At 63.7% G+C, this 20,764-nt stretch carries 23 protein-coding genes; 15 read left to right on the forward strand and 8 right to left on the reverse strand.

The window, feature by feature from the left end; genetic code table 11:
* Window positions 1–25 precede the first annotated feature (25 nt).
* From AC1DVN_RS03195 to AC1DVN_RS03205, 3 genes are read right to left on the reverse strand one after another with little or no spacing between them, the layout of a single operon-like run.
* Window positions 26–1,174 (reverse strand): M20 family metallopeptidase, encoded by a 1,149-nt coding sequence (locus tag AC1DVN_RS03195; RefSeq protein WP_003940741.1) that lies wholly within the window; start codon window positions 1,172–1,174, stop codon window positions 26–28.
* On the reverse strand, window positions 1,171–2,331 hold the full coding sequence (locus AC1DVN_RS03200; protein ID WP_020969164.1) for a M20 family metallopeptidase: 1,161 nt from the start codon (window positions 2,329–2,331) through the stop codon (window positions 1,171–1,173). The genes AC1DVN_RS03195 and AC1DVN_RS03200 overlap by 4 nt, the downstream gene beginning before the upstream one ends.
* Window positions 2,332–2,343: 12 nt before the next feature.
* Window positions 2,344–3,042, reverse strand: a complete 699-nt coding sequence (locus tag AC1DVN_RS03205; protein WP_019747702.1) for an enoyl-CoA hydratase-related protein — start codon at window positions 3,040–3,042, stop codon at window positions 2,344–2,346.
* 67 nt (window positions 3,043–3,109) lie between these two features.
* Between AC1DVN_RS03205 and AC1DVN_RS03210 the strand changes: the two genes are divergently transcribed.
* Entirely contained in the window at window positions 3,110–3,907 is a 798-nt protein-coding gene (locus AC1DVN_RS03210; RefSeq protein ID WP_134998756.1) for a purine-nucleoside phosphorylase, read from the forward strand.
* On the forward strand, window positions 3,904–5,496 hold the full coding sequence (locus AC1DVN_RS03215; RefSeq protein ID WP_472796142.1) for a phospho-sugar mutase: 1,593 nt from the start codon (window positions 3,904–3,906) through the stop codon (window positions 5,494–5,496). The genes AC1DVN_RS03210 and AC1DVN_RS03215 overlap by 4 nt, the downstream gene beginning before the upstream one ends.
* Here the strand turns inward: AC1DVN_RS03215 and upp are convergent.
* The gene (upp, locus tag AC1DVN_RS03220) at window positions 5,493–6,116 is read right to left on the reverse strand and encodes a uracil phosphoribosyltransferase (protein WP_007727319.1); all 624 of its coding nucleotides are present in this window, start codon (window positions 6,114–6,116) and stop codon (window positions 5,493–5,495) included. The genes AC1DVN_RS03215 and upp overlap by 4 nt on opposite strands.
* An 81-nt stretch (window positions 6,117–6,197) precedes the next feature.
* Between upp and AC1DVN_RS03225 the strand changes: the two genes are divergently transcribed.
* Genes AC1DVN_RS03225 through AC1DVN_RS03245 form a run of 5 tightly spaced genes read left to right on the forward strand, consistent with a single transcriptional unit; the run spans window position 6,198 to window position 9,433 of the window.
* Window positions 6,198–6,512: a type VII secretion target gene (locus AC1DVN_RS03225; protein ID WP_029255007.1), complete on the forward strand. Its 315-nt coding sequence runs from the start codon at window positions 6,198–6,200 to the stop codon at window positions 6,510–6,512.
* Window positions 6,509–7,501, forward strand: a complete 993-nt coding sequence (locus AC1DVN_RS03230) for a C40 family peptidase (protein WP_477993426.1) — start codon at window positions 6,509–6,511, stop codon at window positions 7,499–7,501. The genes AC1DVN_RS03225 and AC1DVN_RS03230 overlap by 4 nt, the downstream gene beginning before the upstream one ends.
* Window positions 7,502–7,509: 8 nt before the next feature.
* On the forward strand, window positions 7,510–7,851 hold the full coding sequence (locus AC1DVN_RS03235; RefSeq protein ID WP_024487457.1) for a hypothetical protein: 342 nt from the start codon (window positions 7,510–7,512) through the stop codon (window positions 7,849–7,851).
* On the forward strand, window positions 7,848–8,147 hold the full coding sequence (locus tag AC1DVN_RS03240) for a YbaB/EbfC family nucleoid-associated protein (protein WP_020969159.1): 300 nt from the start codon (window positions 7,848–7,850) through the stop codon (window positions 8,145–8,147). Before AC1DVN_RS03235 ends, AC1DVN_RS03240 begins: the two co-directional genes overlap by 4 nt.
* Before the next feature lie 47 nt (window positions 8,148–8,194).
* A complete protein-coding gene (locus AC1DVN_RS03245; RefSeq protein ID WP_020969158.1) occupies window positions 8,195–9,433 on the forward strand; it encodes a hypothetical protein in 1,239 nt (412 codons plus the stop codon).
* Between the two features lie 15 nt (window positions 9,434–9,448).
* Here AC1DVN_RS03245 and AC1DVN_RS03250 read toward each other — a convergent pair whose 3' ends face one another.
* Genes AC1DVN_RS03250 through AC1DVN_RS03260 form a run of 3 tightly spaced genes read right to left on the reverse strand, consistent with a single transcriptional unit; the run spans window position 9,449 to window position 12,236 of the window.
* Window positions 9,449–10,534 carry an adenosine deaminase gene (locus AC1DVN_RS03250; RefSeq protein WP_133728418.1) on the reverse strand — a complete coding sequence of 362 codons (1,086 nt, stop codon included), beginning with the start codon at window positions 10,532–10,534 and terminating at the stop codon, window positions 9,449–9,451.
* Window positions 10,535–10,543: 9 nt separating this feature from the next.
* Window positions 10,544–11,839 (reverse strand): thymidine phosphorylase, encoded by a 1,296-nt coding sequence (locus AC1DVN_RS03255; protein ID WP_019747694.1) that lies wholly within the window; start codon window positions 11,837–11,839, stop codon window positions 10,544–10,546.
* A complete protein-coding gene (locus tag AC1DVN_RS03260) occupies window positions 11,832–12,236 on the reverse strand; it encodes a cytidine deaminase (RefSeq protein WP_019747693.1) in 405 nt (134 codons plus the stop codon). Before AC1DVN_RS03260 ends, AC1DVN_RS03255 begins: the two co-directional genes overlap by 8 nt.
* 253 nt (window positions 12,237–12,489) lie before the next feature.
* Between AC1DVN_RS03260 and sdhC the strand changes: the two genes are divergently transcribed.
* From sdhC to AC1DVN_RS03280, 4 genes are read left to right on the forward strand one after another with little or no spacing between them, the layout of a single operon-like run.
* Window positions 12,490–12,894, forward strand: coding sequence for a succinate dehydrogenase, cytochrome b556 subunit (sdhC, locus tag AC1DVN_RS03265; protein ID WP_020969155.1), 405 nt, complete (start codon window positions 12,490–12,492; stop codon window positions 12,892–12,894).
* Window position 12,895: 1 nt separating this feature from the next.
* On the forward strand, window positions 12,896–13,351 hold the full coding sequence (locus AC1DVN_RS03270; protein ID WP_003940699.1) for a succinate dehydrogenase hydrophobic membrane anchor subunit: 456 nt from the start codon (window positions 12,896–12,898) through the stop codon (window positions 13,349–13,351).
* Window positions 13,352–13,366: 15 nt separating this feature from the next.
* The gene (sdhA, locus tag AC1DVN_RS03275; RefSeq protein WP_019747692.1) at window positions 13,367–15,118 is read left to right on the forward strand and encodes a succinate dehydrogenase flavoprotein subunit; all 1,752 of its coding nucleotides are present in this window, start codon (window positions 13,367–13,369) and stop codon (window positions 15,116–15,118) included.
* Window positions 15,118–15,885, forward strand: a complete 768-nt coding sequence (locus AC1DVN_RS03280; RefSeq protein ID WP_003940925.1) for a succinate dehydrogenase iron-sulfur subunit — start codon at window positions 15,118–15,120, stop codon at window positions 15,883–15,885. The genes sdhA and AC1DVN_RS03280 overlap by 1 nt, the downstream gene beginning before the upstream one ends.
* A 58-nt stretch (window positions 15,886–15,943) precedes the next feature.
* Here AC1DVN_RS03280 and AC1DVN_RS03285 read toward each other — a convergent pair whose 3' ends face one another.
* Window positions 15,944–16,966 carry a LacI family DNA-binding transcriptional regulator gene (locus AC1DVN_RS03285; protein ID WP_134998848.1) on the reverse strand — a complete coding sequence of 341 codons (1,023 nt, stop codon included), beginning with the start codon at window positions 16,964–16,966 and terminating at the stop codon, window positions 15,944–15,946.
* A gap of 75 nt (window positions 16,967–17,041) precedes the next feature.
* Between AC1DVN_RS03285 and AC1DVN_RS03290 the strand changes: the two genes are divergently transcribed.
* Genes AC1DVN_RS03290 through AC1DVN_RS03305 form a run of 4 tightly spaced genes read left to right on the forward strand, consistent with a single transcriptional unit; the run spans window position 17,042 to window position 20,734 of the window.
* Window positions 17,042–17,833, forward strand: a complete 792-nt coding sequence (locus AC1DVN_RS03290) for an SDR family oxidoreductase (protein ID WP_047890271.1) — start codon at window positions 17,042–17,044, stop codon at window positions 17,831–17,833.
* Window positions 17,833–18,873 (forward strand): Gfo/Idh/MocA family protein, encoded by a 1,041-nt coding sequence (locus tag AC1DVN_RS03295; RefSeq protein ID WP_182262353.1) that lies wholly within the window; start codon window positions 17,833–17,835, stop codon window positions 18,871–18,873. Before AC1DVN_RS03290 ends, AC1DVN_RS03295 begins: the two co-directional genes overlap by 1 nt.
* Window positions 18,870–19,736: a TIM barrel protein gene (locus AC1DVN_RS03300; RefSeq protein ID WP_020969151.1), complete on the forward strand. Its 867-nt coding sequence runs from the start codon at window positions 18,870–18,872 to the stop codon at window positions 19,734–19,736. Before AC1DVN_RS03295 ends, AC1DVN_RS03300 begins: the two co-directional genes overlap by 4 nt.
* Complete coding sequence (locus tag AC1DVN_RS03305) at window positions 19,733–20,734, forward strand: Gfo/Idh/MocA family protein (protein WP_134998752.1); 1,002 nt, start codon at window positions 19,733–19,735, stop codon at window positions 20,732–20,734. Before AC1DVN_RS03300 ends, AC1DVN_RS03305 begins: the two co-directional genes overlap by 4 nt.
* Window positions 20,735–20,764 lie beyond the last annotated feature (30 nt).

Raw genomic sequence — 20,764 nt, forward strand, 5'->3', positions numbered from 1 at the left:
ACGGTACCCCCGACGGGAACCGGAACTATCCCAGAACCAGGCTCGTCAGAACCTTCACACCGACGCCGAGTGCACGCTCGTCGAGATCGAAAGTGGGTTGGTGGATGTCGAGCTGATCGCCTTCACCCGACCACACGCCGAGCCGCGCCATGGCACCCGGCACGGTTTCGAGGTACCACGAAAAGTCTTCGCCACCACCGGATTGCGGGGTGTCCGCCAAAGCATCTTGTCCGACGGTCGCGATGGCGTCCTCGAACATCCGAGTGGACACCTCGTCGTTGACGACCGGTGGCACTCCGCGACGATAGTTGAGTTGGTAGCGAACTCCGGTGGGCGCGAGCAGTCCGTGGACGATTTCTTCCACGAGCGGTTCGAGCAACTCCCACGTGTCGTGATCGCCGGTACGTACCGTGCCCGTCATCATGCCGGTCTGCGGAATCGCGTTGGGCGCCTGACCTGCACTGACCGCACCCCACACCATCACGGTGCCGGTACGCGGATCGATACGACGGCTGAGCATTCCCGGCAGCCCGGTCACGACTGTGCCGAGTGCGTAGATGAGGTCCGTGGTCAGGTGCGGCCTCGACGTGTGCCCACCCGGAGAGTCGAGAACGACCTCGATCGTGTCTGCAGCAGAGGTGATCGCGCCCAGACGCATTCCGACCTGGCCCGCCTCGAGTCGCGGATCGCAGTGCAGAGCAAAGATTCTGGACACGCCGTCGAGCGCGCCGGCAGCGATGACGTCGAGTGCACCACCAGGCATGACTTCCTCGGCGGGCTGGAAGATCAGCCGAACCCCGACGGGAAGTTCGGGCAGCGTGGCCAGAGCCAATCCGGCGCCGAGCAGGATGGTGGTGTGGGCGTCGTGCCCGCATGCATGAGACACACCGGGGACCGTGGACGAATACGTCGCCCCGGTCGCCTCCTGCATCGGCAAAGCGTCCATGTCGGCGCGAAGTGCGATTCGCGGCCCCTCAGGTCCGATGTCGCACGTGAGCCCGGTGCCACCGGGAAGGATCTTCGGCGACAGCCCAGCGGCGGTGAGGCGGGTCGCGACGAATTCGGTGGTCGCGTATTCGCGGCGAGCCAACTCCGGGTTGGCATGGATGTGTCGACGCCACGCGACGAGGTCGTCGGTGTGCGCGTGAATCCACGTGTCGATTGCCGCGTTCACCGGCGATCTACCCCTTCCAACAGACGGGTGCGTTGTTCTGGATCGGACGCTACCCGGACAGCAGTGCGGGCCAACGCAATTGCACCGTCGACTACCGCTCGATCTGCGGAGGTGGTGATACACGCGGCCGCGAACTCCGGCTGATGTGTCACTGCCCCCGATGAATCCAAGCCTATGACCGGGTGAATTCCCGGAATCACATTGGTCACATTACCCATATCCGTACTACCCAGTGGACGGGAGCGCTCCCATTCCGCTGCCAGTGGCACCCGCCCGAGGTCGACGATCTGTTCACGGTACGCCGCCGCCAGCCACGGATCGGGGGTCAACTCGGTGTAAGTGGGCGATACCGTGCGGATTTCGTGGGTGCATCCGGTGCCGAGTGCGCCCGAGGCGAAGCAGGCGTCGGCACGCTCGGACAGATTGGCCAACGACGCGGCCGTCTCGGCACGCAGGTAGTACAGCAGTTCTGACCGAGCCGGAACGATGTTGGGAGCAGTGCCGCCATCACTGACGATTCCGTGAATCTGTTGCCCTGGCTGGAGGTGCTGGCGCAACAGTCCGACCGCCACCTGCGCGAGCGTCGCGGCATCGGCGGCATTACGACCGAATTCCGGCGCAGCAGAGGCGTGCGCTTCGCGACCGTGATAGCTGACGGCGATGTCCGCCAGGGCCAGCGAGGTGGCACCGATGATGTCGATCGGTCCTGGATGAACCATCATGGCCGCGCCGACGCCGTCGAATGCACCACGCTCGAGCATCAGAACTTTGCCGCCACCGGTTTCCTCCGCGGGAGTACCGATCACTCGGACTGTGATCCCCAGTTCGTCGGCCACGGTAGCCAACGCGATGCCGGCCCCGACCGCGGCGGCGGCAATGATGTTGTGCCCACAGGCATGACCGATCTCGGGCAGCGCGTCGTACTCGGCGCAGATCGCGATGACCAACTCTCCGCTGCCGTAGGTGGCATCGAATGCCGTCGGCAGATCGACGATCCCGTGAGTGACCGCGAAACCGTGCTGCGCCAGCAGGTCCGACACTTTGGCAGCGCTGCGGAACTCCTCGAAGGCAAGTTCCGGATCGCTGTGAATCGAATGCGACAGCGCAATCAGATCGGCCTCTACGGACCTGACTGCGCTGTCGACATTCTGGTTCACGCGATCATTGTCTCACCCGAAGGAGAAGTTGCTCTTGTCAGTCACCTGAGCGAGGTCCGCAAGCGCATCGCGGTGGATGCCTGCCTTGATTCCCGCCAAGTTCTTGCCGTGAGTCGACGTCAGTGCCGACGCCTTGGTCACTGCTGCGGCGAGTACTCCGTCGCCGTCGACCGTTTCCTGCACGATGCCGGCAGCAAGCGCGTCGGCGCCGCCGAATCGACGCCCCGTCGTCATCGCGTCGACTGCCGTCTGCTTGGGCAGACGACTGTTCAACAGTGCTGACATGCCGACAGTGAACGGCATGTTCAGTCCGACCTCGGGGAGGCAGTAGAAGCCGCGGTCCGCGCGCATGATCTGGAAATCGTGTGAGGACGCGAGCATGGCGCCGGCGCCGAACGCGTGCCCCTGCACGGCCGCGACCGTGGCCATCGGGAAGGTCAACAAACGGCTGTAGATGGTGTGGACCTTGTCCAGGTAGCCGGGCAGACCGTCGAGATTGCCGAAGATCCACGTCGTGTCCAGGCCGTTCGTGTAGAACTTGCCCGTCGCGGTGGTCACCAGGGCTGCGGGCCCCTCGTGCGCTTCGACCTCGTCCAACTTGCTGTGAACAGCGTCGATCCACTCAGGGCCGAAGCGGTTCTCGTTGTCCGTTTCGCCCTCGTTGCCGAGGTACAGGATGAATACGTCGCCGTCGCGTTCGAGATAAGGCATGGATGGGAGAGTAACGCCCGCCAACTCACCCGGCGAACCGACCCGACTCCTCAGTAGGGTTGCTCACATGGGAACGATCGCCGAGGCCGCCGCCGCTGCTCTGTCCGCCATGACTGGCTCTTCGTCACCGTCAGTCGCCATCGTGCTCGGGTCGGGGTGGACCGATGCCGCAGACGTGTTCGGCGACGCCGGTGCGGACGTGACAGCCGAAGTCTCGATGGCGGATCTTCCTGGCTTCGCCCCACCGTCCGCTCTCGGCCATGCGGGCACCATTCGTTCGGTGCGCGTCGGAAACACCGAAGTTCTGCTGCTGCTCGGGCGCGCGCACGCATACGAGGGCCACGATCTCGGTACCGTCGTCCACCCGGTCCGGACAGCCATTGCTGCCGGCGCCGACACGGTCATCCTCACCAATGCGGCCGGCGGTATCAGCGAGGACTACGCAGTGGGGCAACCGGTGCTGATCAGTGACCACCTGAACCTGACGGCCCGCTCTCCCCTCGTCGGCGCAGAGTTCGTCGACCTGGTCGACGCATACTCGCCGGAACTGCGTGCGCTGGCTCGCTCGATCGACCCGGACCTTGCCGAGGGTGTTTACGCCGGGCTTCCCGGTCCTCACTACGAGACTCCGGCCGAGATTCGAATGCTTCGTACACTCGGCGCCGATCTGGTCGGCATGTCGACGGTTCACGAGACCATCGCGGCTCGCGCGCTCGGCGCCCGCGTTCTCGGCATCTCCATGGTCACCAATCTGGCCGCCGGAATCACGGGCGCCCCGCTCGACCATCAGGAAGTGCTGGCGGCAGGCAAAGCCTCGGCGGCCCGGATGGGAGTGCTGCTGCGTCAACTGGTCGAGCAGCTGTGACACCACTGAACGTCACCGAGTGGATCGACGCCGATCCGGACCCAGTTACCCGCGCAGAATTAGCAGCCCTTTCCGAACATGAACTGACCGAACGCTTTTCCGCACCACTGACGTTCGGCACTGCTGGGCTTCGCGGGCCGGTGCGCGGCGGGCCCAACGGCATGAACCTCGCGGTCGTCATCCGGACCACGGCCGGTCTGGCGGCCTGGCTGACAGCTCGCTGCCAGGGCGGGTCCCGCGTTGTGGTCGGCCGCGACGCCCGGCTCGGTTCAGAGGCATTTGCTCTCGCCGCCGCCGAGGTCATGGCAGCGGCCGGGTTCGAGTTGACCCTGCTCCCCCGCCCACTGCCGACACCGCTGGTGGCGTTCGCGGTGCGCAGGCTCGGGGCGGCGGCAGGTATCCAGATCACCGCCTCCCACAATCCTGCCGCCGACAACGGTTACAAGGTGTATCTCTCGGGCGGAGCGCAACTCGTCTCCCCCGCCGATCGTGAAATCGAGAGCGAGATCGCCCGCATCGGTGGTGCCGCCGACGTCGCGCGAGCATCGGTGATTCCGGCCGACGATTCTCTGGTCGAGGAGTACATCGCCCGCATCGCGACCCTCCCGCACGGCGACGCCCGCTCGATCCGGATTGCGCTCACGGCAATGCACGGCGTCGGCGGGGAGACTGCGACCGCGGCTCTGCGAGCAGCAGGATTCGAGGACGTGCACGTCGTGGCGGAGCAGTTCGATCCCGACCCCACGTTTCCGACCGTCGAGTTCCCCAATCCCGAAGAGCCTGGCGCCGCAGACCGCCTGCTCGCACTTGCCCGAAGTGTCGACGCTGACCTGGCGATCGCACTCGACCCGGATGCCGACCGCTGCGCCGTCGGAGTTCGCGACGGTGATCAGTGGCGCATGTTGCGCGGCGACGAAACCGGGGTGCTCTTGGCCGACCACGTACTGCACTCGGCGCCCGAAGATTCGTTGGTGGCGACGACGATCGTCTCCTCGACTCTGCTCTCGAAGTTGGCGAAAGCTCGCGGAGCCAGGTTTGCGCAGACACTCACCGGATTCAAGTGGCTCACGCGCGCCGGCGACGGACTCGTCTACGCCTACGAGGAAGCGATCGGGCACTGCGTCGATCCGGATGTGGTGCGGGACAAGGACGGAATCTCAGCTGCCGTCCTGGTGGCCGACTTGGCTGCCACCCTCGCGGGCAGCAACAGAACCCTGTTGGACGTTCTAGGCGACTATGCCGTCGAATTCGGACTGCATCGTGGGGACCAAGTATCCCGCCGCGTCGAGGATTTGAGCGACATCGCCGAAATGATGAAACGACTACGCGCCGATCCTCCTGGCCAACTCGCGGGTGAGCCGGTCACGACCGAGGACTTGTCCCTGGTTCGCGGCGGTATGCGCACCGACGCAGTGATATTCGACGGGCCGTCGATCCGCGTGGTTGTCCGACCGTCCGGAACCGAGCCCAAGCTCAAGTGCTATCTCGAAGTTGTCGTCCCGGTGGCGAACCGCGACGACCTCGCGAAGGCACTAGAGCAGGCGAAGGCCCGGCTGGCCGAACTCCGAACCTTCGCCCTTTCGCTTTAGCGGGGCCCGAACTGCCGATCGCCGGCGTCACCGAGACCGGGGACGATGAAAGCGTTCTCGTCGAGTCCGTCATCAATGCTCGCGATGACCAGACGAACCGGGTGGCCGGACGCTGCCAGCGCGTCGACGCCGGCCGGAGCGGCCACGACGCACACTGCCGTGACATCCGTCGCGCCACGCGCGACCAGCAAGTCGATGGTGTGCACCATCGAGCCACCGGTGGCGAGCATCGGATCGAGCACGAACACCGGGATACCGGACAGATCCGCAGGCAGGGATTCGAGGTACGGAACCGGCTGATGAGTCTCTTCGTCACGTGCCATTCCGACAAAGCCGACGCCGGCCGACGGAATCAGCGCACTCGCCTGTTCGACCATGCCCAGACCGGCCCGCAGCACGGGTACCAACAACGGCGGCTTCGCGAGCCGGATGCCCGTCGTCGCTGCTACCGGGGTGTCGACCGGAAACTCCTCGACCTCCGCGTCACGCATGGCCTCGTAGACCAGCATGTGCGTGAGCCTGCGAAGTGCGGAACGAAAAGTTGCGTTCTCACTGCGTGCATCACGCATTGTCGTCAAGAGGGCCGCCGCGAGCGGATGGTCGACTACGTGCGTTTGCATGACCATCAGAATAGTTCCTCGGGAACCGGAGCACCCCGCGCGGCGTCCAAGAAGGAGTAAGCGCAACGGGGGGAAGACAAGTTGACAAATCTGGATCTGGACACTGAAAGCATCGCGGAGTTCGCCACGCGGTTGGGCACTGTTGCCGACAACGTCGCCCAAGCTCGACAGGACGCGGCGGGTGGCGATCACTTGGCTCTGTCCGCTGTGCTGGGGCTGATCGGCGGCGACTTCGTCGATGTCGCGAGCCGAGCACAGCAAGCGCACATCGACGACATCGATCGACTGTCCGCTGTGATCTCCAGCGTCCAGTCAGCCACCCGCGACGCTCACGCCGTCTATCTCGACTCCGAGGAATCGGTACGAACGACTCTCGCTGAAGCCGCACGCTCATGATCGACGTCGACGCACTCGCACGACCGATCATCGATCTGGTCGACATTGTCGGGACTGGCGTCACCAGCGCAAGTGGACCCGACGTCGGCATCCGAATCGCTACGGACGCCCTCGAGATCGCATACCAATTGGGAAGCGCTGCTCTGAGCGAACTGGCGTCCTCTCAGAGCTCGTCCACGGCACTCACCGCTGCGGTGACCAAAACCGAGCAGACGCAGACGTCGACGCGAAACCTCGCCGATCGTGGGACCGACATCGCCGGCGTCGTGGACGAAGCAACAACGTCCGTGTACGCGGGAATGACCGAACTCGGTGAGATTCTCCAGTCGTTTCTGACACTCGCGATCAAGGCCGGGCCGACGCTGATGACACCGACGGGCCAATTGATGTTGTTGTCGGCCGCGTTGGAGCACCTCGGACGCGCGGTATCGGTTATCGAGCGGGTACGCGGTGAGCTGGCGGGGTCGACCGACAAGATGTCCGCACTCGTCCCGTCCGTCCCGATACCCGATCCCGCACCTGGAGTATCCGGTTCGGCGGGTGGTTCCGGTTCCGTCGGCGGTTCCGGTTCCGTCGGTGGTTCTGGTTCCGTCGGTGGAGTAGAGGTCGAACTTCCCGACGGCTCGATTGCCACCGCACCGAACGCCGAGGCCGCTGCTGCCGTACGCAACGCGCTTACTCAACAGGGTGTCCCGTACGCCTGGGGAGGCACGACACCCGGAGTCGGTCTGGACTGCAGTGGTCTGACGCAATGGGCGTACGGCCAGGCCGGAGTCGATATTCCGAGGTTGGCTCAGGAACAGGGAATCGGGAACCAGGTCGATCAGAACAATCTGATGCCGGGCGACCTCGCGGTCTGGGACGGCCACGTCGCGATGGTGATTGGCGGCGGCCAGATGATCGAAGCCGGCGACCCAGTCGAAATCAGCGCCATCCGAACCACGAACAGCGGCATGGGCTTTCACGGTTTCTACCGTCCGACGGAATGACAGGAAACATGAACGAGAACATGCGGGAATCACCGCCGATCATCACAGCCGTCGCCGTCAACCGCGCCGAAACCATCGCGGTCCGCGCCACGGAACACGCCATTCCCGTGGACCTGCGGATCAGCCAGGAGGAACTGCGGTACGGCGGGGAACGGTTGGCGCAACAGATACTCACGCTGTGCTCGAAAGCAGCAATCGAGGCCGGCGCCCGCCATCGTGTGGAGCTCGAAGAGACCGGAGTCCCGGCAGCGATCCTCGATCGGCTCGGTCTCGCGACCCGAGACGAACTGGCCGATGTCGACGCCGCCGAGGGCCAGAACCTTCCGTCGAGCTGGATGCGTTCGATATGAGCGAGATTGATCGAATCATGGAGCTGGCGAAACACCGGACCGGACTCTTGCAGGACGCCGTCGACGGGGTCGGCGCTCTGCGGGCAGTCGTCTCGAGCGAGGGTGGGATAGTCACGGCGACTGTCGACGGGCTGGGCGCTCTGGTCGACCTACGGATTACCGACTCAATCACCGCGATGAATTCTCGCTCTGTGGCTGCATTGACTGTCGCAACAATTCACCAGGCAGTTCGACAGTCCAACGACGAACGAGAGCGACTGGTCAGTGAGCTCCGAGTGGCACTGAAACAAACGTGACGAACCCCCGCTATGCCTTTCGCTCTGCGGTGGATAGGCTTCCGCCCATGGCTGGAGACATCGTCCCTATCGAAATCGGACTCACCGACGGAGACCTCGTCACTTTGTGGGCACCCCGCTGGCGCGAGGGCGACGACGAGTGGGAAGCGTTCCTCGGCCATGAGGAAGACCTGTACGGGTTCTCCTCCGTCGCAGAACTCGCGGCCTTCATCCGAACGGACTCCGACAACGACCTGGTCGAGCATCCGGCGTGGGCCGTCGTCTCCGGACTGTCGGCAGCCGAGCTCGAACCGGAAGAGAACTTCACCTTCGACTTCGTCGGCGTGCCGGAACTGGCCGCAGGTGATCCTGAGGCACTGGCGGTCTCGGAACTCGAAGACACCTTGAACATGGCTCGCAACATCGGCGAGGTGTGCGAACTGGACGCGGTCATCCGCTTCTTCAGCGGCCATCCGGTTCTCGGCGCGCTTGCGACCGGCGCCGGCACCTTCGAAGGTCGCGAAGGCCTGGAGCTGTGGGACCAGGTCGGCGCTGCGATCGTCAAGGACTGGGACGCCGTTCTCGACGCCATCGACAAGGTGGTCACCTCCCCGAAGGTCGATGCAGCTGCCGTCGCGGTCGCCGAAGCTGAACTGCTCGCTGCCGCCGAGAACACCGTCGACGCCGACGATGTCGCTGAGGAGGGCGAGGACGAGGAATTCGACGAAGACGACCTCGACGAGGAGGAAGACGAAGTCGAGACCTTCTGGGGCGAGGTCGGTGTCGACCCGATCCGCATCATCACCTCAGCCGAGACGTTCTACACTCTGCGCTGCTACATGGGCGATCAGGCGATCTTCCTCGGCAAGGACGGACTGATCACCGTTTTCCGTAGCGAGCGCGCACTCGCTCGCTACCTCGCCGACAACCACGAACACGATCTCTCGCAGGTCAGCACGTACGGCGAAATTCAGAATGCTGCCGTCGACGGTTCACTCGAAATCGAGGTCACGGACGAGAACGTCTACGTTCTGCCCGGCATCGCCGACGACCTCGCCCAGGGCCCGGACGTCGTCGACGCCGAGCAACTGGAACTTGCCGTCGAATTGTTCACCGATGCAGCGGATTTCGCCGACGACGACTCCACCGAGGAGGCTCTGTCCGCGTCGAACGAGCTGGGTTGGTACGTCTCGTACCTCCTCAACCCCGATCCGTCGCGGATGGCTCCGAGTGCGCCGTTCACCAAGGAATCCGAGGCCTGGCGCGAACTCGAGCGTGAGTTCGAGGCCCGGCTGCGATCTGAGTAGTCGGGTGCACGTCAGCTAGCCGATGAGCACGGCGTAACCCGGCTTGATGACGTCGTCGATCAACGCGAGGCGCTCGTCGAACGGGATGAAGGCCGACTTCATCGCGTTGATGGTGAAGCGTTCCAGATCGGTCCAGCCGTAACCGAAGGTCTCGACCAACGCGGCCATTTCCCGGCTCATGCTCGTGTCGCTCATCAGCCTGTTGTCAGTGTTGACGGTCACGCGGAAGCGCAAGTCCGCCAACAGTCCGAACGGATGGTCCGACAGGGCCGCTACGGCTCCGGTCTGCACGTTCGAACTCGGGCACAGTTCCAGGGGAATGCGCATGTCACGGACGTAGTTCGCGAGTCGACCCAGCTCTGCCCCACCTTGGCCGGCTACGTCGATGTCGTCCACGATCCGCACGCCGTGACCCAACCGATCCGCTCCGCAGAAGGCGATGGCTTCGTGGATCGACGGCAACCCGAACGCCTCACCCGCGTGAATCGTGAAGTGGGCGTTCGCATCACGCATGTATTCGAAGGCGTCGAGGTGCCGGCTCGGCGGGTTACCGGCCTCGGCACCGGCGATGTCGAAACCGACGACGCCGCGGTCCCGGAATCGCACAGCGAGTTCGGCGATCTCCCGTGACCGGGCGGCATGCCTCATCGCCGTGAGAAGACACCCGATTCGGATCTCCCGTCCCGCGACCCTGGCAGCGGATTCGCCGGCCCGGAAACCTTCGAGAACGTGCTCGACGACCTCGTCCAAACTCAGGCCTTGTTCCAGGTGCTGCTCGGGCGCAAAACGGATTTCGGCATAGACGACGTTGTCGTCGGCCAGATCCTCGGCGCATTCACGCGCTACCCGTGCAAGCCCTTCCGGGGTCTGCATCACCGCGACCGTGTGCGCGAACGTTTCGAGGTAGAGCTCGAGCGATCCACTGTCAGCGGCAGTTCGGAACCATTGCGCGAGTTCGGATGCCGTATTCGCCGGCAGCTCGTCGTAGCCACACTGCTCGGCCAGTTCGAGGACAGTCTCGGGTCTGAGTCCTCCGTCGAGATGATCGTGGAGAAGAACTTTGGGTGCGCTGCGGATCGTGGTCAACTCCGGTGCGTTCATTCGCCAACGCTAACGCGAATCACCCACAATTCGCTCGATGAGCAACGGTCGCGAAACGGTGTCGGAATCGGCCCCGATCGACCAGCCTCCGCCGAGGCTCCGCCGCGCAGCATCAAATCTCTCGGGAGTGTCGGTGTGCAGTGTCATCAGCTTCTGTCCGGCGCGGACCACGTCGCCGGGCTTCGCGTGCATCTCGATGCCGGCACCGGCCTGAACGGCTTCGCCCTGTCGTTCGCGTCCGGCTCCGAGCTTCCAGGCCGCGATGCCCACCGCCATGGCGTCGAGTCGGGTCAGCACGCCGTCTCGGTCCGCGGTGACGACGTCGCTGTGCCGGGCCACCGGCAGCGTCGCGTGTGGGTCCCCACCTTGTGCGGCGATCATCGCGCGCCACCGGTCCATGGCCGTGCCGTCGGCCAGTCTGTCTGCGGGGTCGATACCGTCGATCCCAGCCGCGGACAGCATCTCCCGAGCCAGGACCAGGGTCAGCTCGACGACGTCGGACGGCCCGCCGCCTGCCAGCACCTCGACGGATTCACGCACCTCGAGAGCGTTGCCAGCCGTCAATCCCAGCGGGGTGTCCATCCCGGTGATGAGAGCACTTGTACGCACGCCGGCGTCGTTGCCCAACTCGACCATCGTGCGTGCCAACTCTCGCGCGTCGCCGAGGTCCTTCATGAACGCTCCGGAACCGACTTTGACGTCGAGCACCAGGGCGCCGGTTCCCTCGGCAATCTTCTTGCTCATGATCGAACTTGCGATCAGCGGAATGGATTCCACCGTTCCGGTCACGTCGCGCAGCGCGTAGAGCTTCTTGTCGGCGGGGGCCAGGTTCGCTCCGGCAGCGCAGATCACCGCGCCGATTTTCGGGTCCGCGAGAATGTCGACCATCTCCGTCGCCGTGAGCTCGGCTCGCCAACCTGGAATGGCCTCGAGCTTGTCGAGAGTTCCGCCGGTGTGGCCGAGTCCGCGTCCCGACAACTGCGGGACTGCAAGACCACATGCCGCGACGAGGGGCGCGAGCGGAAGGGTGATCTTGTCCCCAACACCACCGGTCGAATGCTTGTCGACGGTGGGCAGCGGCAAGTCCGAAAAGTCCATCCTCCCGCCGGATTCGATCATTGCCTCGGTCCATCGGCCGGTCTCTGCTCGTGACATTCCTCGGAAATAGATCGCCATCGCGAGCGCCGACATCTGCTCGTCGCCGACGACCCCCTCAGTGAACGCCTGAACTATCCAGTCGATCTCGGTTCCCGACAACTCGCGGCCGTCACGCTTGGCGCCGATGATGGAAACTGCGTCAAACATGGCGGAGCCCCTCTGCTTGTTCCGGCCCGAAAGCATCAGGCAACAGCTCGCTCAGCGGCTTGAACCCACTGCTCGTGTCGACAAGCATCTCACCCCCGCCATGCTCGAGAAGAAGCTGTCTGCACCTGCCGCATGGCATCAGAATCGAGCCCTTCGCGTCGCAGCACGTGAAGGCAACCAGCCGCCCGCCCCCGGTGGCGGCTAAGTTACCGACGAGTCCACATTCGGCACACAGGCTCAAACCGTATGAGACATTTTCCACATTGCATCCTGAGACGATCCGACCATCGTCTACCAGGGCAGCTGCACCCACTGCATAGCCCGAGTACGGTGCATAAGCCTGCCGCATGACCACTTGCGCGTTGTGCCGCAACAACTTCCAGTCGATGTCACCCATGGTTCGTTATCCAATCACGCCGACTGAATGGATGCAGAAACCACGCCGAAACCGGCTAGGTGAGATTGGAAAGGCAAACCTTACAAAGAGTTTGGTACGCGTACGAATCCCGCATCTGATTAGTTCCCGGTTTCACATAGGTTTAGAGTCTGAGTCAAGTCGGTTCAGGATCCCGTCGAGCCCGGGCTGAGGTACATCGAAGCTCTCTGCAGGCTCGACGCGTCCACCAATGACGTTGGAGGCACAGCACTCGATGAGTACTACGACTGAAGCCGCTCCTCAGAAGGAGCGCACGAGGTCGCTTTACCGGGGCGACCCCGGAATGTGGTCCTGGGTTCTACACCGGATCACAGGCGTCGCTACTTTCTTCTTCCTATTCGTACACGTTCTCGATACGGCACTCGTTCGGGTCAATCCCGATACGTACGACGCCGTCATCGACACGTACAAGAACCCCCTCGTCGGCCTCATGGAGATCGGCCTCGTCGGCGTAGTCCTCTACCACGCCCTCAACGGCGTGCGCGTGATGTTGGTGGACTTCTGGTCGAAGGGCCCGAAGTACCAGCGCGTCATGCTCTGGACCATTCTGACGATCTGGTTCCTGGTGATGATCCCAGGCGCCGGACGCATCCTCATCAACATGTTTGCGGAGCACTGACATGGCGACTACTCACGGACCCGAAGCCAAGAGCCTGGGCACCTCATACGACCGTCCCGCAAGCCTGGACAACCCGCGGTCCCCGCGCGCGAAGGCTCGGAACAACTTCGAGTTGTACGCATGGCTGTTCATGCGCTTCTCCGGCGTCGCCCTGATCGTTCTGGTCCTGGGCCACATGTTCATCATGCTGATGCTCGACGGTGGCGTTCACCGTCTGAACTTCGCATTCGTCGCAGGTCGCTGGTCCAGCCCGTTCTGGCAGTTCTGGGATCTGACGATGTTGTGGCTGGCACAGCTGCACGGCGGTAACGGCCTGCGCACGGTCATCGCGGACTACTCCCGCAAGGACTCCACGCGCTTCTGGCTGACCACGATCCTCGTTCTCTCGATGATCCTGATCATGGGCCTGGGCACGTACGTCATCTTCACCTTCGACCCCAATATCTCGGCGAGCTAGGGGAGCACAGACTTCATGCAGGAACATCGTTATGACGTGGTCATCGTCGGCGCCGGCGGCGCAGGCATGCGTGCGGCAATCGAAGCTGGCCCCCGTGCCCGCACGGCCGTACTGACCAAGCTCTACCCCACCCGCAGCCACACCGGCGCGGCCCAGGGCGGCATGTGCGCCGCACTGGCGAACGTGGAGGAAGACAACTGGGAGTGGCACACCTTCGACACCGTCAAGGGCGGCGACTACCTCGCCGACCAGGACGCCGTCGAGATCATGGCCAAAGAGGCCATCGACGCGGTGCTCGACCTCGAGAAGATGGGTCTGCCGTTCAACCGCACGCCCGAAGGCAAGATCGACCAGCGTCGATTCGGTGGCCACACGCGTGACCACGGCAAGGCACCCGTCCGCCGTGCGTGTTACGCAGCCGACCGCACCGGTCACATGATCCTGCAGACGCTGTACCAGAACTGCGTCAAGCACGACGTCGAGTTCTTCAACGAGTTCTACGCGCTCGACATCGCCATCACCGAGACCGAGGACGGCCCGGTTGCCACCGGTGTCATCTGCTATGAGCTCTCGACCGGCGAGCTGCACATCTTCCACGCCAAGTCGATCATCTTCGCGACCGGCGGCTCGGGACGTATGTACAAGACGACGTCCAACGCGCACACCCTCACCGGTGACGGCATGGGCATCATCTTCCGCAAGGGCCTGCCCCTCGAGGACATGGAGTTCCACCAGTTCCACCCGACAGGACTCGCCGGTCTCGGCATCCTGATCTCGGAAGCCGTCCGTGGTGAAGGTGGCATTCTCCGTAATGCCGACGGCGAGCGCTTCATGGAGCGCTACGCCCCCACCATCAAGGACCTCGCTCCGCGTGACATCGTGGCCCGTTCGATGGTCCTCGAGGTTCTGGAAGGCCGCGGCGCCGGCCCGAACAAGGACTACGTCTACATCGACGTGACGCACATCCCCGAGGAAGTTCTCGACGAGAAGCTCCCCGACATCATGGAGTTCTCGCGCACCTACCTTGGCGTGGACCCCGTCAAGGAGCCCGTGCCCGTCTACCCGACGTGCCACTACGTCATGGGCGGTATCCCCACCAAGATCAACGGTGAGGTTCTGCGCAACAACGACGAGGTCGTCAAGGGCCTGTACGCCGCCGGCGAATGTGCCTGCGTTTCCGTGCACGGTGCAAACCGCCTCGGCACCAACTCGCTCCTCGACATCAACGTGTTCGGCCGCCGCGCCGGCATCGCTGCCGCCGAGTACGCGAACTCCACCGAGTTCGTCGACCTGCCGGAAACCCCGGCTGCGATGGTCGAAGACTGGGTCGGCGTCATCCTGTCCGATCACGGCCACGAGCGCGTTGCGGACATCCGCACCGAGCTGCAGCAGTCGATGGACAACAACGCCTCCGTCTTCCGCACCGAAGAGCGCCTCACCCAGGCACTCAAGGATGTGCGTGCTCTCAAGGAGCGCTACAACCACATCACGGTCCAGGACAAGGGCAAGCGCTACAACAGCGACCTGCTCGAGGCCATCGAGCTGGGCTTCCTCCTCGAAATGGCAGAGGTCACCGTCGTCGGCGCCCTCAACCGCAAGGAATCGCGCGGCGGCCACGCTCGTGAGGACTTCCCGGATCGCAACGACGCCGAGTACATGAAGCACACGATGGCGTACAAGGAGGGTGACGGCCTGCTCTCCGACATCCGTCTGGACTACAAGCCGGTGATCCAGACCCGCTACGAGCCGATGGAGCGTAAGTACTGATGTCTGCGCCTGCTGTAGATGCACCCAAACTCCCCGCTGTTCCCGAGGGGGCCGTCATGGTCACTCTCAAGATCGCGCGGATGAACCCCGAATCGGGCGAGGGCCAGCACTGGGACAGTTTCCAGGTCCCGGCACTGCCCACCGACCGTCTGCTCAACCTGCTGCTGTACGTGAAGGGTTACCTCGACGGCACCCTCACGTTCCGTCGCAGCTGCGCACACGGTGTCTGTGGATCGGACGCCATGCGGATCAACGGTGTGAACCGTCTGGCCTGCAAGCTGCTGATGAAGGACATGCTGCCCAAGGACGGCAAGCCGGTCACCATCACGGTCGAGCCCATCAAGGGCCTGCCCGTCGAGAAGGACCTGGTTGTCGACATGGAACCCTTCTTCGACGCATTCCGCGCCGTGAAGCCGTTCCTCATCACCAGTGGCAACGAGCCCACTCGTGAGCGCATCCAGAGCCAGCACGACCGTGCTCGTTTCGACGACACCACCAAGTGCATCCTGTGCGCATGCTGCACCACGTCGTGCCCCGTGTACTGGAGCGACGGCAGCTACTTCGGTCCCGCTGCCATCGTCAACGCACACCGGTTCATCTTCGACAGCCGTGACGAGGCCGCTTCCGAGCGTCTCGACATCCTGAACGACAAGGACGGCGTGTGGCGTTGCCGCACCACGTTCAACTGCACCGACGCATGCCCCCGCGGCATCCAGGTGACAAAGGCTATTCAGGAAGTCAAGCGAGCTCTGCTCTTCGCTCGATAGTCAGGCCTTCGGCCCTGTGCGCGGTTAGGGAGTCTCCGGACTCCTTAACCGCGCACAGCTATGTCGGGGGCATGTTGGGCGGTGTCACGACTTGAACCGGTGACGTCGTAAAGCCGAAGTGAGCGCCCATGGCGCCGTGTTCTTTCATGACCACCTGACAGGCAGTGCGAACATCCGCCCGCAGATCGTGGTGGAGCACCGCTGATATTCGCCTCTCCCCTAGCAACTTTCGATTGTCACCGTCGAGATCGTGAGCGATGAAGACACTGCACTCCCGGTTCAGTTCTTCGAACGCGTCGACAGTGGCCAGGTTGCCACCACCGATCGAATACACGGCACGGATCTGCGGATCGGATTCGAGTGCCGCTCGCACCAATTTCCTACTCGTCTGATCCAGACCGTCACTGTTCGGAATGTCGATCAAACGGCGATGCGGAGCCGAGACGCGCATAGCGGAGCGAAATCCCATCTCCCGTTCTTCCTCCCCACGGAAGAAGCCGCTACTCATGCTGACCAGCACGTTGCCGTCCCGATCCCCCAGCCACTGATCTATCAAGTACGCGGCGGTGGCTCCGGCGGCTCGGTTGTCGATGCCGATGTAGGCGGCTCGCCTGCTACCGGGAACATCGGTCACCAACGTGACGACCGGAATCTTGGCCGCCACCAACCGGTCGATCGCCGCCACGACTTCCGGAGTGTCGGGAGCCTTGACGATGACTCCGTGGGATCCGCGTCGGCGAATCTTGTCGAGCGTCGACGTCATCGCTTCGACCGAACCGGTTTCACGAAAGTGGAACCGGGAACGAACGACAGCAGGCGCAAGGGTCGGCAGTTCAGCCTCGAGCGCGTCACGGACGGCGTCGGAAAACCTTGCGGGGGTTTGCAACACGACGTCGACGATGAACGTACGCCCGACCAGTTTCAGTTGCGAGCGTTGACGTTCCAGGTCCGTGATCGCCTGGCGAACCTCCGATCGTGTGCCCTCACGAACTCCAGGACGGTCGTTGAGCACCCGGTCGACGGTGGCCTCACTCAGGCCCGACTGCTGAGCGATCTCCCGTACTTTGAATCGATGCGCCACAACTACCTCACGATGATGGATATTTGATGGTTTTTCGCTGTTGCTCGAGGTCTTCGTCACAGCCAGACTAAACCCATGACTTCTCCGCCGGGCGTAACCAGGCCCGCACTCCTAGCAGACACCGTCGTACTGGTCAGTGGCGGCTCGCAAGGCGTCGGCGCCGGCGTCGTTCGCGCCGCAGTCCGTGAGGGCGCTCAGGTGGCTTTCACCGGCAGACGCCCGGACGTCGGAAAAGCTCTCGAGGCAGAACTTCCGGGAACCCACTTCATCGAAGCCGATGTGGCGCAGACCGATTCCGCGCTCGCCAGCGTGGCCGAGACGATCTCACATTTCGGCCGCGTGGATGCCCTCGTCAATTCTGCCGGACTCACCTCGCGCGGCACGCTGCTCGACACCACCGAGGAACTCTTCGACCAGCACATCGCGGTGAACCTTCGCGGTCCGTTCTTCACGATGCAGGCAGCGGTCAAGGACATGCGCGAGCGTGCGGTCCCCGGGTCCATCGTCAACATCATCTCCACGTCCGAACTCGGCGGGCAACCGTATCTCGCGCCGTACGTGGCAGCGAAGGCCGGGCTGGCGGGGCTGACCCGCAACGCCGCCCATGCGCATCGCTGGGATCGTATCCGGATCAACGGTCTCGACATCGGGTGGACACAGACCGAGGGAGAAGACCTCACGCAGAGAGCTTTTCACGACGCTGGTGACGATTGGCAGGAACGTGCGGGCAGCACCCTCCCCATGGGCAAGCTCGGACAGGTCGACGAAATCGCCGACTTCGTCGTCTTCCTGCTCTCCGATCGCAGCGGAGTCGTGACAGGTTCGATCATCGACTGGGACCAGAACGTCTTCGGAGGGCTGGACTGATGGGCGCTCGTATCGGAGTCATCGGCCTCGGACGAATCGGCAGCCACCACGCCCGAAACCTGCTGACGACGGACGGCGTCGACGCACTGGTTGTCACCGACGTCGACGCACGTCGAACCTCGGACGTGGCAAGCGAACTCGACGTGGAGTCCGCTGCCGATCCCGACGCGCTTTTAGCGTCAGGCATCGACGGCGTTCTGATCGCCGCGTCGTCGAGTTCGCACGCCGACCTGATCGAAGCCGCTGTCCGCCGAGACATCCCGACGTTCTGCGAAAAGCCGGTAGCCGACTCGATCGAATCCTCGGTTCGTGTCCTCGCGACTGCCGAGCAGACGTCGGTACCAGTCCAGATCGGATTTCAGCGCCGATTCGACCCGTCATTTGTGGCGGCGTACAACGCAGTTCGATCTGGAGAACTCGGTTGGATACACACTCTCCGATCGACCACCCTCGACCCCGCTCCCCCGCCGATCTCGTACATCGAACACTCCGGCGGCATCTTCCGCGACTGCTCGATCCACGATTTCGACATCGTCAGGTGGGTCAGCGGCCGCGAAGTCACCACGGTTTTTGCCACCGGCTCGAATCAGGGTGATCGCGGGATCGCCGATGCCGGTGACGTCGACACCGCCGCAACGGTTCTCACTTTCGAAGGCGGAACCATCGCGGTCGTGTCAAATACCCGCTACAACGGCCGCGGCTACGACTGCCGACTCGAGGTACTCGGCTCGGCGGACTCCGTCGTTGCCGGGCTGGACGACCGCTTGCCACTCCGCTCGCTCGACCCCGGAACATCGTTCCCCTCGCAGGAGCCGTACACGTTCTTCATGGACCGCTTCACGTCCGCCTACCGTGCGGAACTCGAAGCATTCCTCGGCGTTGTCGCCGGGCGTCGGGAATCACCGTGTACGCCCACAGATGCGGTCGAGTCGGCCTGGATCTCCGAAGCTGCAACGCACTCTCTGCGCGAGGGTCGGCCCGTCACGATCACCGAAGTCAAAGATCTGTTCCTTCACGACAAGAATGAGGCACACACATGAGCACTCCTCGCATCGCCGGCGCACCGATCTCCTGGGGCGTGTGCGAAGTCCCGGGCTGGGGCTACCAACTCGACCCTGCGCAAGTCCTCCGGGAAATGCGCGAAGTCGGTCTGGCGGCAACGGAAATCGGACCGGAGGGCTTTCTGCCGACAGCACCTGCCGAGATGGCCAAGGTGCTCGCGGATCACGACCTGAGCGCAGTCGGCGGGTTTGCACCAGTACTGCTGCACGATGACGATCATGATCCGGTGCCCGGCATCTCCCCCATCCTCGACGGTTTTGTCGCCTCAGGTGCCGAGGTTTTGGTTCTGGCCGCCGCGACGGGTTCCGACGGCTACGATTCACGCCCAGAACTGGACGAGCAGAGTTGGAAAACCCTGCTACACAATCTCGATCGCCTCACTGACGCCGCGGCCGAGCGTGGAATCAGGGCAGTTGTCCACCCTCACGTCGGAACGATGATCGAGCAGCGCGACGAGGTCCTGCGAGTGCTCGACGGCTCGGCCATCCCACTGTGCCTGGACACCGGCCACCTGTTGATCGGCGGCACCGATCCGGTCGACCTGGCGCGTCAAGCTCCCGAGCGCATCACCCACGTGCATCTCAAGGACGTCGACGATGCCCTCGCATCACGCGTTCGCAGTGGTGAGCTCACCTACACCGACGGCGTGAAGGCGGGAATGTACCGTCCGCTCGGTGGCGGCGACGTCGACATCGCCGGTGTCACAGCCATATTGCAGCGCCACGGTTTCGACGGGTGGTACGTGCTCGAGCAGGACACCATTCTGGCCGAGGCTCCGTCCGACGAGGGACCGGTGCGCGATGTGCGAGCGAGCGTCGAGTATCTGCGGTCGGTTCTGTGACACCTGCCCCGCTGCGGATAGGCATTCTGGGAGCCTCACGCATCGCCGAGAACGCGATGATCAAACCTGCAACGGCCACCGGGCACCGCCTGGTGGCCGTTGCCGCACGCAGCCCCGAGCGGGCCAGAGCCTATGCAGCCCAGCATGGGATCGAACGGGTGGTCGGTTCGTACGCCGAGCTGATCTCGGATCCGGAGGTGGACGTCGTCTACAACGCGCTGCCCAACAGCCTGCACGGACCGTGGAATCTCGCCGCCGTTCAGGCCGGCAAGCACGTGCTGACGGAGAAACCGTTTTCGAGCAACGCGGTGGAAGCGCGTGCTGTAGCCGAAGCAGCACGCGTGAGCGGAGTGACGCTTCTCGAGGGGTTCCACTACCTCTTTCATCCGGTGAACCGGCGCCTGCTGGATGTGGTTCGGAGCGGCACAGTCGGCGCGGTCACTCGAGTGGAAACCGTACTGCGGATGCCCAAACCATCCGAGAACGACCCGCGGTGGGAGCTCGCCTTGGCAGGCGGGTCACTGATGGACCTGGGCTGCTACGGGTTACATGCTTCCCGGATGCTGAGTGACGTCTGTGGTGGTGCGCCGGTGGTGACCGAGACCCGCCACGAGGAATACGCTCCGGGGGTCGATTCGTGGTTCGACATCGAACTCGAGTATCCCGGCGGAGCGCGGGCATCCGTTGTGACAACGATGTTGGACGAGCAGTACCACTTCACCTTCCGGGTCTTCGGAACCAACGGAGACGTCCTGGTGCACAACTTCCTCCAGCCGGACGTCGACGACCGTGTCTCCGTCACTGTCGATGGGCGCACGAGTATCGAGCATCTGGGCACGAAGTCGTCGTACACCTGGCAACTCGAAGCGTTCGCCGATCATCTGTCCGGGGTCTCGGCGCTGCCGATCGGACCGGGCGACGCGGTAGCCAACATGACGATGATCGACGAGGCGTACATGCATTCCGGCCTCGGGGTTCGGCCGACGACCATCCTCTGACGAAACGACTACAGCCTCGGTTCGATTCGA

It is taken from the genome of Rhodococcus sp. P4_E4, from assembly GCF_056401575.1.